Origin of the sequence: Silvibacterium dinghuense (assembly GCF_004123295.1) — a bacterium.
GTDB classification, from domain to species: domain Bacteria; phylum Acidobacteriota; class Terriglobia; order Terriglobales; family Acidobacteriaceae; genus Silvibacterium; species Silvibacterium dinghuense.
Genome location: NZ_SDMK01000001.1, coordinates 501,168 through 517,981 on the forward strand (window position 1 = coordinate 501,168; position 16,814 = coordinate 517,981).

General features: G+C 58.7%; 14 protein-coding genes. 4 read left to right on the forward strand and 10 right to left on the reverse strand.

Going from position 1 to position 16,814, the window contains the following annotated elements; genetic code table 11:
* Positions 1–94 precede the first annotated feature (94 nt).
* From ESZ00_RS01950 to ESZ00_RS01970, 5 genes are all read right to left on the reverse strand, one after another.
* The gene (locus ESZ00_RS01950) at positions 95–1,513 is read right to left on the reverse strand and encodes a type 2 lanthipeptide synthetase LanM (protein ID WP_129206495.1); all 1,419 of its coding nucleotides are present in this window, start codon (positions 1,511–1,513) and stop codon (positions 95–97) included.
* Positions 1,514–1,580: 67 nt separating this feature from the next.
* Positions 1,581–2,264 carry a class 1 isoprenoid biosynthesis enzyme gene (locus ESZ00_RS01955; protein WP_129206496.1) on the reverse strand — a complete coding sequence of 228 codons (684 nt, stop codon included), beginning with the start codon at positions 2,262–2,264 and terminating at the stop codon, positions 1,581–1,583.
* Positions 2,265–2,555: 291 nt separating this feature from the next.
* Positions 2,556–2,765, reverse strand: coding sequence for an Os1348 family NHLP clan protein (locus tag ESZ00_RS01960; protein WP_129206498.1), 210 nt, complete (start codon positions 2,763–2,765; stop codon positions 2,556–2,558).
* 78 nt (positions 2,766–2,843) lie between these two features.
* On the reverse strand, positions 2,844–4,760 hold the full coding sequence (locus tag ESZ00_RS01965; RefSeq protein WP_129206499.1) for an ABC transporter ATP-binding protein: 1,917 nt from the start codon (positions 4,758–4,760) through the stop codon (positions 2,844–2,846).
* 90 nt (positions 4,761–4,850) lie between these two features.
* Positions 4,851–5,306: a hypothetical protein gene (locus tag ESZ00_RS01970; RefSeq protein ID WP_129206500.1), complete on the reverse strand. Its 456-nt coding sequence runs from the start codon at positions 5,304–5,306 to the stop codon at positions 4,851–4,853.
* Positions 5,307–5,499: 193 nt separating this feature from the next.
* On the opposite strand from ESZ00_RS01970, the gene ESZ00_RS01975 reads away from it, so the two are divergent.
* Positions 5,500–6,891 carry a hypothetical protein gene (locus ESZ00_RS01975; RefSeq protein ID WP_129206502.1) on the forward strand — a complete coding sequence of 464 codons (1,392 nt, stop codon included), beginning with the start codon at positions 5,500–5,502 and terminating at the stop codon, positions 6,889–6,891.
* Positions 6,892–6,937: 46 nt separating this feature from the next.
* Here ESZ00_RS01975 and ESZ00_RS01980 read toward each other — a convergent pair whose 3' ends face one another.
* Positions 6,938–8,449 carry a sugar transferase gene (locus ESZ00_RS01980; RefSeq protein WP_164981295.1) on the reverse strand — a complete coding sequence of 504 codons (1,512 nt, stop codon included), beginning with the start codon at positions 8,447–8,449 and terminating at the stop codon, positions 6,938–6,940.
* A 930-nt stretch (positions 8,450–9,379) separates the two neighbouring features.
* On the opposite strand from ESZ00_RS01980, the gene ESZ00_RS01985 reads away from it, so the two are divergent.
* Together ESZ00_RS01985 and ESZ00_RS01990 are read left to right on the forward strand one after the other, a co-directional pair.
* Positions 9,380–10,117 (forward strand): cupin domain-containing protein, encoded by a 738-nt coding sequence (locus tag ESZ00_RS01985; RefSeq protein ID WP_129206505.1) that lies wholly within the window; start codon positions 9,380–9,382, stop codon positions 10,115–10,117.
* Positions 10,118–10,338: 221 nt separating this feature from the next.
* A complete protein-coding gene (locus ESZ00_RS01990) occupies positions 10,339–11,160 on the forward strand; it encodes a 2OG-Fe(II) oxygenase (protein WP_129206507.1) in 822 nt (273 codons plus the stop codon).
* A gap of 66 nt (positions 11,161–11,226) precedes the next feature.
* On the opposite strand, the gene ESZ00_RS01995 is transcribed toward ESZ00_RS01990, so the two are convergent.
* The 4 genes from ESZ00_RS01995 to ESZ00_RS02010 form a co-directional block, all read right to left on the reverse strand.
* Positions 11,227–12,618, reverse strand: coding sequence for an alpha/beta hydrolase family protein (locus ESZ00_RS01995; protein ID WP_129206509.1), 1,392 nt, complete (start codon positions 12,616–12,618; stop codon positions 11,227–11,229).
* A gap of 16 nt (positions 12,619–12,634) precedes the next feature.
* On the reverse strand, positions 12,635–13,648 hold the full coding sequence (locus tag ESZ00_RS02000; RefSeq protein WP_129206511.1) for a glycosyltransferase family 2 protein: 1,014 nt from the start codon (positions 13,646–13,648) through the stop codon (positions 12,635–12,637).
* Positions 13,649–13,763: 115 nt separating this feature from the next.
* Positions 13,764–14,306: a serine O-acetyltransferase gene (locus ESZ00_RS02005; RefSeq protein ID WP_129206513.1), complete on the reverse strand. Its 543-nt coding sequence runs from the start codon at positions 14,304–14,306 to the stop codon at positions 13,764–13,766.
* 24 nt (positions 14,307–14,330) lie between these two features.
* The gene (locus tag ESZ00_RS02010; RefSeq protein WP_129206515.1) at positions 14,331–15,776 is read right to left on the reverse strand and encodes a sigma-54 interaction domain-containing protein; all 1,446 of its coding nucleotides are present in this window, start codon (positions 15,774–15,776) and stop codon (positions 14,331–14,333) included.
* Between the two features lie 665 nt (positions 15,777–16,441).
* Here ESZ00_RS02010 and ESZ00_RS02015 point away from each other — a divergent pair.
* Entirely contained in the window at positions 16,442–16,705 is a 264-nt protein-coding gene (locus ESZ00_RS02015) for a helix-turn-helix domain-containing protein (RefSeq protein WP_164981296.1), read from the forward strand.
* Positions 16,706–16,814: the final 109 nt, after the last annotated feature.

Here is a 16,814-nt window from a genome sequence, read left to right on the forward strand (position 1 = left end):
GCAGGAGCAAAAAACGTCCTGCTCCGGTCGAAATGAAAATTTGCGTAATGGCGATATGGAGACGCCACCTCTAGAGACACCACCTCTAGCCAGTTCACCCCTGTAGAGGGCAAAGAAGACGCCTGGCAACAGCGTAAAACTGCCAGGCGCCGTCCATGCGCGCCAGCTGGCGCTCGAGCTCGTCCTCGTGCATCGTGGTGACGGCCTCTTTCGCCGCGGCATAGCCGGAGCGCGGAAATACTTCGTTTCCGGAAGCACCGTTGAGAGCAATGGCGCGGGCATCCGCAGAGAGCGTGAAGCGAGGAAGATCGAGCTGTGCGAGCGCACGGTGCTCTTCTTGAAGAAGAAAAGAAAATGCGGTTCTTTCCCCGTCGAGCTCAGGAAGGACGACGGCTCCTGGGTTTCCGGTAAAGAGCGCATGGGCCAGCGCGAGATAGTAGTCCTGCGTATCGCGCACCACGTAGCGAATCTCCAAATCCCTGGCCTGCTCCAGATAATCCAGCAGAAGAGAGCGATGCCTGGAGACCCAGTTCCACGTGAGTCGAAATCCGTCCACCTGCTCCTGTGCAAAGAGCTCGGGAGCGATACCGGCCGAGTCCTCGACAGGGACGCTGCACGAGGGGCGCAGATGCAGCACGGGAGTGGCGCAGTGGCTGTCCACCGGAAACGGAAGATGCCGCTCGCGGACAAAGCCCAGCGCAGAAAAGTCGGAGCCATCCACCCGCGGCACCGGGATCATGCCCGTGCGCAGAACCGAGGCCGGCCCCGCATCCAGCGAAGGCTGAAGCAGCGTCTCGGCATCCACCAGAACAGGATCGGGACCACAGGCGATGAGATTTTCATAGTGGACATCCGTTGCCTGCAACAGATGCAGCAGGCACAGCAGTCCTCCAGAGCGCCGATAGAAATGACGCAGCTCTTCCTCACCATGACAGGCACGGTGCGCCATGCGCTTCGCCCATCCATAATGGCCGCGGTCGAGGACGCGGGCGGCACGAAAGCGGATCGGTGCCTGCTCCTCGTCGAATTCGTCGAGAAGCGAAGAAAACCACCCTTCGAGGGCCATGCCGCGAGGTTTATAGATCAGGCGCAGGCCTGAGGCAAACTCGAGCGATGCAACCGAGCGGCCTCCATGATGACGATGCGAGAGCTCGCCATGAATGCCGACAAGCCGCCTCGCCGGGCGTCCAAAGGTTCTGTGAATCGCGTCGCTGTCCTCAGCCAGCCGGGTAAACAGCTCGCGCTGACTCTCGATCCAGCAACCCGACGCCCGATCAAGCCACAAGGCTCCAAGCCCGAAACGGAGCATCCAGAGCAGGGTCGCAGCCAGGGATTCGCGCAAATCCTGCCAGGCCTCAGCCGTAATGGACATCCCCTGCGGAATTTCCCGTTCCAGAATGTGAAGAGCCTTCGCCGCGCGGTTCTCGGCCTCCTCGATCAGGCGCAGCTTATGGGCAGGACCGCTGGGGATGCACTGATCGGCAAGAGCAAGAAACTGATCGGAAGGCCTCATCGCTTCGAGGTAAATGAAAATATCAGACGGAAGATGCGATCAGAAACTCTTGATTCAAAAATCGGAATCAGGAATGCGCAATCGCGAGCATGGGCTCGCACAAGACCGCCAGTTGGATGCGGGCCTCGATCTGGCGACGGAAAAGCCCGTCCCGCCGCTCAAGATAGGCCATCACTTCCGGACTGCCCAGTTCCCCGGCGATGCAGTGCAGCCGATCCATCCATTCCGCCATTCTGTCTGCCGCCCAGCGAAGGCCGGTACGCCCGATCCAGACTGCAACCGTCTCTCCGTGAGCCTTGCGGCGCTCCGCTTCGGAAAGAAGCCAGGTGCAGCGCCCAGAGGCAAGGTCCTCACTCCAGTCGAGCAGGTCATCATGCATCTGGTGCCATGGAGCGAACGCGTCGAGCAGGGCTCGCCACGCCGGAAGAGCATCGACACGGCCATAGCGGTAGCAAACTGCAGCCACAGGAATGAGCGCGGCAGCGGATTTGCGGGCGGAAATAGCAAGAAATTGTTCTTCTTCGATCGAGGTCAGCAGCGTGTCCGCCGACTCGGCTTCTGCCGTGCAGACAAGAGCATCCGCAAAGACCGCCCAGAAGGGACTGTCCGCAGGAAACAGGGAATGATAGGCGGAGTGAAAGCGCAGGCTGAAGAGATGCATTGCCGGAAGCGAGGCAGCCGGCACGGAATGGCCATCCATCACGTCATCGAGCATGCGGATGAAGAAGTAGCCTTCGATGCTGGCTCTCATCAAGGCAGCCTGGAAGGCTGCATCGACCTCTCCGCAAATGCTCTGCTCCGCCCACCAGGGCAAAGCAAGAAGAGGCATCGCCTGGGGATGGAGAAAATACCCTCGCAGATCGCTAAGAGGGCAGCGATCGGAGATCCAGAGGAGAACGTTCTCAGTGAGGATGGTACTACGCGACTGGAGACGGAATAGAACTTCTTCCAGAGCACGATCAAAGGTTGAGGACAGCAGAGGGAGGAACCACTCCTCTGCTGTCTGCCTATCTTGAGACGTCCGGCTCAAAGGAAATGCCAATCAGGTCAGCTGTGCGCTGCCGAGCGGCCGTCCTTCCAGATCGATGCCGAGCTTCTCCACAGCAATCTCGATCTGCTTGATGGCGTCCAGAATCTCCGGCGTCGGCTCAATATCGAGCGACTTCAGAGCGCGATGCGGATCCTCGACCAGCTCCTTGCGGAAATGAGCATCGGTAAGGACCTTATGGTAGAGCTTTTCGAACTGAGACATTTCTTACCTTCCGGAAAGGAACATAACAGTGTTACCGATGCCGGTCAATGCGGTTACCGATGCGACAACAGCGCTGCTCTATTGCGCGCCGCGCAGCGCCTGCGAGAAGCTCGGGATCGTTGCCTTGCCATTGAAGACCGACTCCTCTTCCTGGGCAACGCTGTCTCCCTCGCCCGGCGCCAGGAAGAGATTGCTCTCGAGCGCGTACTGGCGTGTGTAGAGATCGTAGTAGCGTCCGCGCGCGGCAATCAGCTCATCGTGTGTGCCCCGCTCGAGAATGACGCCCTCCTGCAGGAAGAAGATCTGGTCTGCCTGCCGGATCGTCGAAAGCCGGTGAGCGATGACGAAGGTCGTCCGCCCGCGCATCAGGTAGGAGAGCCCTTCCTGGATCAGAGCCTCCGATTCCGAGTCGAGGCTTGAGGTCGCCTCGTCGAGAATCAGGATACGAGGATCGGCAAGAATCGCCCGGGCAATCGACAGACGCTGGCGCTGGCCTCCGGAGAGCTTCACGCCACGCTCGCCGATGATGGTGCCGTAACCCTCCGGCATCCGCTCGACGAACTCATCCACACGCGCAATGCGCGCCGCCTCGAGCACCTCGCTTTCCGTTGCATCCGGACGGGAGAACAGGATGTTATCCCGGATCGTGCCGTCGAAGAGGAACGACTCCTGCAGTACCACGCCGAGATGGCTCCGGTAGCTGCCAAGCTCCACGGTCGTCAGATCGATCCCATCTACCAGGATGGTTCCGCTATCCGCCGTATGGAAGGCATTCACCAGGTTGATGATTGTGGACTTGCCCGAACCGGATGGCCCAACCAGCGCGGTCACCGAGCCTGGAGGCGCGGTAAAGGAGATTCCATGCAGCACCGGCTTGCCCGGAACATAGGAGAACTGCACATTGTCGAAGGTCACCGAACCGTGCAGATCCTCAGGAAAGCTGCGCGTGCGCCGGGGGTCGCTGTCCTCCGTCGATTCGGAGAGAATCTCACGCGTGCGCGATAGCCCGGCAATCGCCTCGGTCAACTGCGTGGCAATCGACACGACCTGGAAGAGCGGCGCCACCATGAAGGCCAGGAAAACCGTATAGGTGATGTATCCGCCCAGCGTCATCGAACCGCCCAGGATGCTATGCGCGCCGAAGAACATGACCAGCGAAGCCACCACGCCGATCACGACGGTCGACGACATACCCATCAGAGAATTGTTAGTGATGCCGCGCAGGTGGTTATCGAGCAGCTCCCGCGCACCGCTCGCAAAGACCTCCGCTTCGCGCTTCTCTGCGCGATAGGACTTGACCACGCGCACACCGCCGAGCGACTCGGTCAGGCGGCCGGTAACATCGGCAAAGATCACGGCGCGGCGCTTGAAGAGTGGCCCCAGGGTGCCGAACCACCACTTCATCACCGCAACGAAGATGCCCATGATGGTGATCACCATCAGGGTTAGCTTGACGTTCATCCACAGCAGCACCACAAAGGTGAGCGCTGCCGTCATCACTCCGCCAAGGAACTCCACCAGCCCCGTACCCACCAGGTTGCGCAGGCCTTCAACGTCCGACATGATCCGCGACACCAGCACGCCGGTACGGTTCGCATCATAAAACGCGATCGGCAGCCGGCCGATATGCTCCTGCACCTGGATGCGGAGATCGGTAATCAGCCTCCAGGCAGCCTTCGAAAGCAGCTGCGAGAGCGCGAACGACGTTACGGCCTGGATAAGCGTGGCCAGCAGCAGCCCAAGAACAATGGGAGACAGCAGGTAGACCTTGTGATGAATGAGCACATTGTCGATCAGCAGCTTGGTCGAAAACGGCAGGCCGAAGCCGGCAATCCGGTTGACGATAATCAGCAGAAAGCCGGCGAACAGCATGCCCTTGCGGGGACGAAGCATCTCCCATACACCGGACAGCGATTGACGCACATTGACCTTTGACTTGGTGCTTTCTTTCTGACCGGGGGCCGCAATCGGAGCGGCTGCAGCGGGAGCGGACATAGGCTTACAGAATCCTGGCAGAAAATGATTCGCCTGCAAACCAGGCGTAATAGGAGATCAAGACACAGAAAGATTGCGAAGCGGGCTCTTTTACGAACAGCAGGCCCGTTTTCTATCTCTTCTCAGCACATCGAGGAAAGCGCCCAACGCGGTCAAAACAGCAGCCAGCACCCAAAGATACGCGACGGTCATGCATCCACCCCAAAGATGGTACAGAACCTGATCTGTCTGGTGCAGCGAGATCACTTCCAGTCCCCAGAGAGCACTGGACAGCAGGAGCCCGAAGGCGGCAAGCCGAGCACCGGGCCGCGACCGGAACCGGGAAAAAACACCTCGCCCTATATATAGGAGCAAGAGTCCCAGCACGAAAAGCAATCCAATCTGATATACGTGTCGAACTTGGTACAAATTATAGTGTACGAACGTATTCGCCAGAGCAGTGTGCAGCTCCAGCCGCCAGCCGGCGGCCGTATCCCCTGCCAGGCAGGCGTCGATCAGGGCAGCCGCGGCAGCAATCTTTCCGGAATCCACCTCTTCAAAACCCATCCCGCGTTCCCGCGCCGCACAGGCAGCACAGAGCCATGCAGAGGCACCATACGAACTCACACCTGCCCATTGGGTCAGTGACCATTCGGAAAATAGCGGGAACCCAGCCATTCCGGTTATAGTAGCGCCTAGCCGGCTTTCCAGCCTCCCCATGATTCTGCCGCCACTACTTGCCTTTTCGGCCTGGATACCTGTGAGTCTTGCGCTCGGCATCCGATATCCTCCGCGCATCGCCTTCCTTGCGATCTTTCTCGGCGGATGGGCGCTGCTGCCCGCAGCACATTACGGCCACATCACCACGCCTTTTCCCTACTGGATCCTGGGCAACTGCCTGCCCAGCGATTATTTCCTTACCAAAGCAACCATCTCGGGATTCTGCGGACTGCTGTGCCTGCTGCTCTTCTACCGTGATGCGCTGCGGCGTTTCCGCCTGACGCTGTGGGACCTGCCCATGCTGATGTGGTGCGTCGCGCCCCTGCTTTCCGGGATTGCCAATGCCCTGCCGACCGGGGACATCGCCAGCATGGAGGCCTACCAGACGCTGGCCTGGGGCGTACCCTATCTCATCGGACGCCTTTACTTCTCAGACACCGGCGCGCTGCGCATTGCCGCTCAGGCCTTTGTACTCGCCGGACTGGTCTACGTTCCCATCTGCATCTACGAAATCATTCGCGGACCGCACCTCTACGAGCACCTCTACGGCTATCTTCCCTTCCAATGGATCGGTGCGAATCGGTATATCGGCTTCCGTCCGATCGGATTGCTCGAAAACGGCAATCAGCTCGGCATCTGGATGGCCACCTCGGCGTTGATCGCCACCTGGCTCTGGGCCAAACGCATCGTCACCCGCGTGGCACGCATTCCTGTGGCCTGGGCTGCGATGATCCTACTGCTGACGACATTCGCCTGCCAGTCCGCGGGAAGCGTCCTGCTGCTCATCGCCCTGCTGCCCTTCGTCTTTGTCAGTCACCGCACCTTCCCGCGCGCGATTGCCATCCTCTTCATCTTCGGCATCATGGTCTTCGCCGGATTGCGGCTGACAAACGTAGTCTCTCTGCACCGCATGGTGCGGGAGTATCGTGGCGCCCGTGACGTCGAAGTATTTTTGAAGAAGATCGGCCGGGGTTCGCTCGGCTGGCGGTTGAGCCAGGATGAGCGGCATGTCAGCATTGCGCTGGAACGGCCTGTGCTCGGCTACGGCGAGTGGGACTGGTGGCGCCGCGGCACATTGCGCCCGTGGGGACTATGGCTGCTGGGCTTCGGGATGTTCGGAATCCTGGGGCTGCTGGCTCTCGAGATGTTGCAGTTCGTGCCGGTCATCCGCGCGATCTGGTTTCCCATGGCGCGCTCCGACATCGAATATCTGAACCTGCGTCATGCGCTGGCCGCAGCGATCCTGCTCACCGCGGTCGACAACCTGCTGAATAACGCCATGATCCTGCCACTCCTGCTCATCATCGGCGGCATGAGCACCTGGGAATCCGCCGCATCCGAGGTTCAGGTCAGCATCGAAACGACCGAGGTATTCAAGATGGAACCAGAGGTGATGCGTCCACAGGAGCCGCGTCCAACCCTCGAAGGCTAGGGTATCTCGGCATGTGTTCCTAAAACGGAACACATGCCTGCATTGGTTACGAGCCGGTGCCCCGCAGGATAACTTCGGTTGTGCGAACCAGGATCTTCATATCCAGCCAGAAGCTCCAGTTCTCGACATAAGCCAGATCGAGGGCGACATAGCGCTCGAAGGAAGGATCCTGCCGGGCTCTGACCTGCCATAGGCCAGTCAGTCCTGGCAGCACTTCGAGACGGCGAAAATGTTCGATCTCGTACTGTTCCACCTCGCTGGCCAGCGGAGGCCGCGGCCCGACCAGGCTCATCTCACCCCGCAGCACATTCAGGAACTGCGGAATCTCGTCGAGACTGTACTTGCGCAAAAATGCGCCGACGCGGGTAATACGTGGATCGTTGCGCATCTTGAAGAGAATGCCGGTGCGCTCATTAAACGCCGCCAGGGCCTGCTTGCGCTTTTCCGCATCGGCAACCATGGTCCGGAACTTGATGCAGCGAAAGACACGGCCTTTCTTCCCAATGCGTGGCGAAACGTAGAAAGCCGGCCCCTGCGAATCGAGCTTGACCGCAATCATGAGAGCGAGCAGGAGCGGAAGCGAGACGATCAGCGCACAGGCCGCCAGAACGATATCGCACACACGCTTGAAAAAGTGGCTGATGACCTTCTCGTCGCGGCAATGCAGTGCAACCACGGGGAAATCGCCGACATACTCGATCGGAGCCTCATGGGTGATGCCGTCATACAGGCCGGGAATCACCAGGATCTCGAGGCTCATCTCCCGCGCCAGGTCGATAAGATCGCGGACAGTATCAAGGCTGCAGGCTTCGGCAATGATGATCTCGTCGATGAAATGCTGACGCGCAAGGCAGCGGATCTGGTCCAGCGTGCCGAGCATGGGCACGTCTTCGGAGGAGCACTGCGAGGGCGAGGAAGAGAGGTGCACAAAGCCCTTGAAGATCCGGCCCAGGTGGCGGCGCCGCATAATCTGCCGTTGGAGCGCCATGCCGATACCGTTGGCACCAAGGATGACCACGTTGCGCGCGTCGATTCCGCGCTCATAGCGCCGGATCATGACATAACGCCAGAAACCACGCGTGATACAGGTAAAGAGCGTGCCGAAGAACATGAGGCCGAATACGACGGCGCGCGAAGTGCTGCCCCCGTGGGTGGCATAGATCGCGCCGCATAGCAGCAGTCCGGCGGTGAGACCGCACTGTACTGTCTTGCGCTGCTCGTAGAGCACGCTGTAGTTCAGGCTGTGGCCATAAAGGCCCTGGTGATGGCTGACCAGCAGCAAGGCTGCGAGGTAGCAGCCGAGATATCCCATCTGCCAGGAAACCGGCACAGCGCCGCTCAACACCGAATGGATGCTGCCAGCATCCAGCAACCGCTCGAGGCCAATGCGCAGGGAAAGCAGCAGAGCGAGCAGGACCGCTGCAATGTCGGTAACCATCATCAGCGAGGTCGTCAGCGACGTGCGCAGCATCCTCCCCGAAACCAGGACACTCGCCCCGGCAGCTTTGCCGGCTGCCGGTTTGCTGCGCGGTAAATTACCAAGACTAATCGTTGCCATAGCAGGAATGCCTTCCGGAATGCCTGTCTTACGCCTCCGCCGCACAATGTATATCGGCAGCGAGACGGATTCAGGCATGGAGATCCAACAGCAGGGAAAACTTGCAGGGGAATTTACGGGGGGATGGATGCCGAAGAACGACGTGGACCGTGTCGAACACCCTCAGGGGCTTCCGTGACTTCGTGGAAATCTCTATCCCTGAGCGAGATACTTCGGCATGACAATGAGGCAAGGCTTCGCCAAAGTGAGTCCATGGCAAAGGACCGCTCACTGTTACAAACTGACCTGCCGGGACTGATGCTCTCGCCGGATATTCCCTGACCGGTCTCATTGCGCGTCTGGCGGCGCTGGGCCGAGATTGCGCCAGAAAAAGTGCGGGCAGCCAGCGGCAGCATATCTGCTGCATCGTGCCTGCCTTTTTCAATCTGCAATGACACTATCGGCTGCACCCGCTTGCTGCCATTCCCATTTGGTAACGAAGCAGCCTTTTCTAGTAACCGCAAGGATTTGCCCCATCCAGTGACCGCAGATATTTGTCACACTTATGGATACATTTGTCTAGATCCCGCACGGTTTTCCCTATTTCATGCATTTTCCTTAACAGGAGACGCGCACAACTGCTCGCAGGAAGAGGAGGTATTTGCGGCTCGCTCATGCGATTCGCATTACTTCCGGTTACCAATGGCTGAAGCGAGTCACTCTTGCAAATCGATAGGAACGAGTTACAGTACGTTTGTATTCAGGCCCCTTTAATTTTTCCCCCGAGGAGAATGTATGGGCTCCGTTTCCTTGTCTTCTGCTGCGCCTTTGTTCTTTCTGGAATCTTCTCGTGAGCATTTCCAGAAGGACTTCGATCGTCTGCCTTTCGGGTTCTCTCATCGCTTTGGCGCAGATCATCCCCTTTTTCAGCTCTCCAGGATGCGCCGGCTGATGGAGAATCCCATCACCCGCGCCGGGATCTATTTCGACTCCGGACAGGTGCAGGTGGATCAACGCTGGGATTCCGTACCGCGGCGGCCGCTCACCATGGAAGAGGCTTTCGACTCGATTGAGAACTCCGGCGCCTGGATGATCTTTCGCCGTGTCCATCTCGATCCGGATTACAACGACATCCTCGAAGAGTGCCTCAGAGATGTAAAAGCCCTGAGCGGACGCCGCATCGAGGAAGACCGCAAGAGCCAGGAAGCGATGATCTTCGTGACCTCACCGAACCGGATCACTTCCTATCACATCGACCGCGAGTGCAATTTCCTGATGCAGGTCCGCGGCACAAAGACAATCCACATCTTTAACCGCGATGATCGTGAAGTTACCCCGGAGCAGGAACTGGAAACCTTCTGGTCAAGAGATAACAACGCGGGTATCTACAAACAGCAGTATGAAGACCGGGCACATGTCTTCGCGATGCAGCCAGGAGATGGCGTGCATATTCCCGTGAATTCTCCGCACTGGCTGCAGAATGGCAACAACATCTCCATCTCGCTGAGCATCAGCTACCAGCAGAAGGACTCCAATCGAAAATATGTCTACCAGGCAAACTACTATCTGAGGAAGTTTGGCCTGCATCCCACTCCGCCTGGCCAGCATGCCATGCTCGATCGCGGGAAATCTCTGGCGATGGCTGGAGGTCTGCGTGTGAAAAAGCTGTTAGCGCGTCAGCCTCACTGATGACCGTTCCGAGTCAAGCGCTCTCTTAAAACTGGTCTCATGCGGTCATGCAGAATTTCTGCACTACTTATGAGACCGGTTCTCGTGACTTATCCCCCGCGCGTAACCACTTTCTGCGTCCGCAGGTGGTATTTCTGGCGTCTTCGCAGCATGCTAGACTTCGACCAAATCCTGCTGAGAAATAGGAAAAGCGGAGCAGATACCGCGAGGAGAATCGAGCGATGAGTGTGCTTTACAGCGATGAATACCTGGAAAAACTGAAACAGCTGGCGCACGAAAAAGCGCCTGAATACGCGGCGAACAAGCCTTTTCCGCATATCTATTTCGATGACTTTCTTCCCCTGGAAGCAGCCGAGGCGGCACTGCGTGACTTTCCCGAGCCCCGCCAGCTGCAGTGGACTGAATTCTCCAATCAGAACGAGAAGAAGCTGGCCTTCGACTTTGTAGAAAAGCTGCCCACCTCCGTGCGCGACGTGCTCTTCTTCATGAACAGCCGGCCGATGGTGCAGTTTCTCGAAGTACTTACCGGCATCAAAGGCGTAATTCCCGATCCCTATTTCGTCGGCGGCGGCCTGCACCAGATCAAGCGCGGTGGCCATCTCGAAGTACATGCCGACTTCAACTGGCACGAGCAGCTGCAGCTCGATCGCCGCATCAATGTGCTCATCTATCTGAACAAGGACTGGGAAGAAGAGTACGGCGGCCACTTCGAACTATGGAATCGTGAGATGACACGGGCAGATAGGAAGATCCTGCCGCTCTTCAACCGCTGCGCCATCTTCAGCACCACTGACTTCTCGTATCACGGACATCCCACGCCGCTGGCCTGTCCGCCGGATCGTTCGCGTAAATCGATGGCGACCTACTATTACTCGAATGGCCGCCCGGAAGAAGAGGTTACCGACTCGCACAGCACCATCTTCCTCCAACGCCCCGATGCTCCGGTCATCGCCGAGGCTAACGGCCGCAGTGGCGTAAAGAGCTTCCTGCACGCGGTCACACCACCCTTCATCGCGGACGCATACCGGAGCCGGCGCAAGTAGTCCCATCCTGCTTCCGATACAAAGGGGATCGCTTTCGCGATCCCCTTTTCTCTTCCCGCATGCCATCTAAATCCGGCGCACTTCGGGATAGCGCGAAACGACCTCTTCCATGCGCTGCGGTCCTGTATCGAGCACCTCGGCAAAAAATGCGAGCACCAGCTCGGCAAGAATACGTTGTGCTCCCCGCGCATCGATTGTCCCGGCCCCGGTCTTCGAGCGCAGCGGTGAGTAAAGCGGGCGATCGGTAAAGTTCCAGTGGCTTGCGCCCTCGATTGTCACGATGATGCCATCTGTCTCACGCATATGCTCCGCCACCGCGGCATAGTTGCGGCGATTCATCTCCCAGTAGCGCTGGACGCCCTCAGGCTGCGCAGCAGAATCGGCAGGCTCAACTTCAACTCCTTTCCCATAGATCACCGCCCACGGCTTCGCGAGGCCGTGGCGCAGCGTCTCGCCAAAGCTCCATCCATCGAGATTCAACGCCGCGCGAATGTGCGGTGAGCGTTGTGCGGCTTCCGCAGCCGCCGCTCCTCCGATGGAATGACCGAGAGCTGCGATCTTCGTCTCATCGATCGTTTGATACCAGGAACTTGTCGCATCATTACTGAGCGCGACCAGCCAGTCAGCGACGACAACCGTATCCTCCGCAAGAATGGCGGTGAACTGATCGGCGAGCGCGATGCCCTCTTCAATGCTGAGGTACGTGAAATCTCCCAGTGCAGGCGCCATGCGGCTATCGAATACGCGTCCATCGGGAAACGCGACCAGGCCGGAATAAAAGGTGTGATCGATGCTGGCCACGATGTAGCCGTGACTAGCGAGCTCCTGCATCAGAAAGGTGCTCTGCGTGCGCTGCCCGGTCCATGCGGGATTAAAGACGAGCAGCGGAAACGGACCGGCCTCTTTCACCACCGGAGCCTCTTGCAGCGGCTGTATCTGCAGCACACTGTGATGTGCAGACGCGCGCGTTACCTCCGCAGCCCGTCGGTAGACCGCATGCGGATAGTGTCCCTTCTGCGCCGGATACCACACCTGCACCATCAGCTCGCGCCGCCTGTTGATCGAGGTATATCCACCCTCTTCGTCCCGTGAAGAATCAACCATGTGTAGAATGCGGGTGCCCACAGCATAGCGGCCCGTCGGTCGCGGCAGGCGAAACATCGGAGCGAGCCAGTGCAAGCCACAGGAAGCAGCAAGCAGAAGCAACAGCATTGCAGCCACGGCGCACAGAGCAAGATGTCCAATCGGCAACACATGAATTCCAGCCGCGACAGCGCCCAGTGAAAACACCGCGGCATAGGCTGGATACATCTGCCAGTGCACGCCCTCGCGCCACAGATGCAACGCCAGCACCCCACAGGCAGCGGCAAGCGCCAGCCACAGCAGAGCAGGCATGGCTATCAGCGCAAGCAGCACGAGCAGAAGCGCCAGGACCAACAGCAGAGCAAAGGGCCTCATAGCGAGAACAGGAGCATCAGGAGGAGACTCCCTTGTACTCGATCAGCTTGCGCGGTCCCTGTCTGCGACGGCCAAGCTCGTAGCCGATCTGCCCGAAGAGAATCGGTATCTGCTGCAGCTGCGAATGCAGGCCATAGAGGAAAAGCGTGCCGCGATCATCAGACTTCCAGCGCGACTTCCGCGCAGAACGCAGTGAGAGCAGCAACAGAAGCGCGGTCCATGCGGCGAACGGCCACACGCTGCGCAGCAAGAGCGACAACAGAAGTGCCAGCAGCAGCGAGCCGGCCCAGAAACCGCCGCGACGGAAGTTGGCCACACGCACATCCTGCCAGAAGGGATCGCCGGTACGCCGAAAGCGGCCTGAAACTTCCGCGTAGGCATGCCCCGCCCGCACGGCGCGGCGCCAGTACTGGCGGAAGCGGCGCATCTCGAGGTCGTGCCCGGTCATCGGCGCATCGATATGCAGAATGCTGTAACCGAGCGCGCGCATGCGCCGGCAAAGCTCAGGCTCCTCGCCCGCAATCAGCGTTCCGTCATAACCGCCGGCGGCCTCAAGCGCCGCACGGCTCATCAGCACATCGCCACCGCAGAACTCCGCAGGACCGGGCGGATAGATCCAGTCCAGATCCAGGATGCGATTGTAGAGCGAGGCCTCCGGATGCAGCTCACGGCGGTGTCCCCAGACTGCGGCAATGTGATCATCCGCAGCAAGCGCAGCAAAGGCGCGGGCCGGAAAATCCGCATCCAGCACCGTGTCTCCATCGAGGAACAGCACGTACTCTGAAGCTGCCTCGCGCCAGCCTGCATTGCGCCCCAGAGCAGCCGTGGGATGCTCGGCATGCAGCGCAATCACCTTTGCGCCCATGGCAGATGCCGTTGCGACGCTGTTATCCGTCGAGGAAGAATCCACGTAGAGAATCTCGAGCGACGCCACATGGCTGCGAAGTGCAGCGACGGAATCGAGGCAGCGCACCAGGCGCTGGCCTTCATTCCGGCCGATTACCACCACCGAGAGTGCAGGCAGCATCATTCCTATCTCCCGTCGAGACTCATCCAGATTTTGGGAAAACTTTCCCATTGCTTCCGGGCAATCTTTCCCGAATTCACTGCGCAGCGGCCTTCCTGCATCGTTACGCGACAGTGCTTCACGACTGCAACTCCGCTATCTCCGCCTGAGCAAGAGCTGCATCGCGGCGTGGCAGAATGCGAGCGGGAATACCGACGGCAATCGAGTTCGAAGGCACATCGCGAATCACCACCGCATTGGCGCCGATCGCCACATCGTCTCCGATGTGGATTGGCCCCAGGATCTTCGCGCCCGCGCCAATATCCACTCGGTTACCAATGACCGGCGCACCGCGCTGACCAGTATGGCGCAACCCGACAGTTACTCCGTTGCGGACAACGCAGTCATCTCCAAAGGTTGCATCGCCGCTGATGATGATGCCGCCGAAGTGATCGATCCGGAAGCGACGGCCAAGCGTCACCTCGCAAGGCAGTTCGATCCCCGCAAGCACCTCGACCAGCTTCTGCAGAAACTTATAAAGAAACGAGAACGAAGCACGAAGAATCCGCGGGCCAATGGTGTAACGCCAGCGGCCAAAGCGGTACACCGACATGGCCCAGAAGCCCTGCCGTGAAAACTTCCGCTCGTGCGTCTCCCAGTCTTCCCGCAGCAGTTCAAACACGCGCATCTCCGGACAGACTCTGCATCAGACAGTCTGCGGTACGGTCGTCTTATCTTTCTTCCCCACCAGTCCCAGCTTCTGCAACTTGTAGAGGAAGGCCTTGTAATCGAGATTGAGGCGCGCCGCCGCCTGGCGCCGATTCCAGTGCGTGTGCTCGAGAGCCTCAAGCAGCAGCTTGGCCTCGGCCTGGCGCGCAACCTCAGCCAGATCGGTGATCGATGCAATCGCAGGGGCCACCTGCGGCGCAGCAGCGGCAACCGGTTCGGCAGTCTCGACAGCAACCGGAAGCACTGGACGCGCCTTTGTGCGCGAGTGTTCGATCGCACGCTCCAGATCGCCGAAGATCATCTTCTCGCTCTGATAGACCAGCAGGCGGCGCATCAGGTTTTCCAACTCGCGTACATTGCCCGGCCAGTCATACTGCAGCATCAGCTCCTTGAACGGTTCACTCAACACCGGCTCAACCATGCCCGGCCGCATGTGGCGCTTGAGCAGCTTCTCGGCCAGAGGAATGATCTCGTCGCGGCGCTCGCGCAACGGCGGGATGATGATGTTCACCACATTCAGGCGGTAATAAAGGTCTTCGCGGAAGGTACCGACTTCGATAGCACGGCGCAGATCGCGGTGCGTCGCCGCCAGCACGCGGACATTCAGCTTCACCGTCTTGCGGCTGCCCAGCGGCTGCACCTCGCCATCCTGCAGCACCTGCAGCAGCTTGGCCTGGAGGCGGATATCCATATCGCCGATTTCGTCGAGCAGAATCGTGCCGCCCTGGGCGATCTCGAACTTGCCCGGCTTGTCGACCGCGGCTCCAGTAAATGCGCCCTTCTCATAGCCGAAGAGCTCGCTCTCGACCAGCTCCGAAGGAAGCGCGGCGCAATTCAACTTGAGAAACGGCTTGTTCGCACGCGGAGAATAAGCGCAAAGACGCCGCGCCATTACTTCCTTGCCAACACCCGTTTCGCCGTGCAGAAGCACCGGCACATCGGCCATGCCCACGCGCATCAAGAAGGGAGTAGTAAAAACCGTCGGACCGTTCTCATCGGCTTCCGCGTCAAGATCGACCTCTGAGTCCTCCTCTTTGCTGCCCATCTGCGCATCCGCGGCGCCCACCGCATCTTGCACCACATGGAGCAGCTCCTGCGGTCCGATGGAGCGATGCAGAATCCGGATGTTGGCATGCGGAGTCTGTCCGTCAAAGACCGTACCCCGCGCCTTGTCCGCCAGCAGAATGACCTGCAGATACGGGCGGAAGGAGCAGATCTCCGTCAGCGTGAAAGCATCCTGCTGCCGGCGCAGCACCATGTGAAAGACCACAACAGAGGCCGTGCAGGCGGGATCGCGAAGATACAGGAGCGCTTCCGGGATATCTTTGACAACAAAAACGCTGTGGCTCTGGTCCTCGAGGCGACGCGTGAGCGGGGCGTGCAGTTCCTGCTGATCGGCGACCAGAACGATGGTGCTAGGCATGCGAATACGGCGACTTTCTGCGTAAGGATTCCGGCGTGGTCGGGGGAAATGCGTGCCTCGCCGTTGCGCTCAATAATTTATTGCTATCTTGCCAGAAATATTCCAATTACCCGTGAGCCTTTTGCACGGATTTGAACCCAAGGTAATGGAGGCGTGAAAGCACTGATCGCAGACAAGAGCAACTGAACGATCAAGGATCTAAACCTGACAGTAATGAAGTTCGCCGGGCGTATCAACAAGAATTCGCCTACTCATTACCATTGAATTGGAGGTACCTTTTCGCGCTGTGACCAATGGGGCATGTCCTCTCCCCCACACCTCCAATATTCATTCAAACCATTTATATACAACCATTTACAGGCATTTTCAGACGCAGTATGCGAGCTGCCAACCCTTCTTCGGAAGCGATGCCAGGCAGCAGGAAAATGCGATCCAGCGGGGAGCGATCTCGTCTCAAATATTCCTAAAATTTAGGAATATTTACCAATAAATTTCGCATATTCCCAAGCATCAGGCAGCTTTCAGCCGGACGTTATTGGGAATCATCAACAAAATGTTGTCATATCCTGTGGAAATCTTTTGGCACGTCTCGTGCACTATGACGGGCAACTCAGACCCCCACCTGAGAATTTGCTGCTCGACAACGAGAGACGCTGGGTAAACAAGTGCCTATCCAACGCGACATATACCCAAATTTGAAGCTGCGTATGTATACGAGCGGTGTCCGTCAGAACCGTCTTGCCAAGATGGTGGGGATCGATGAGGCCCACCTCAGTAAGATTGTGAACGGATTCCGTGAACCTAGCCCGGATTTGCGTACGCAGATTGCAGAAATCCTGCACTGCGATCCCGAATGGCTTTTTCAGAAGGTTCTGCTCAGTGAAGAGAGCCCGGAATTTCATCCTCAAACCTGGCCACCAAGCAAGTAGACCTGGGGCCTTTTTCAACCTGTTGTTCTGCCTTCACCTGTCTCTCTTTCTATCGTCAGGATCCAGGAAGTGGAAATCAGTCCCACGGGGCTGACACGGGCGAAGCCCG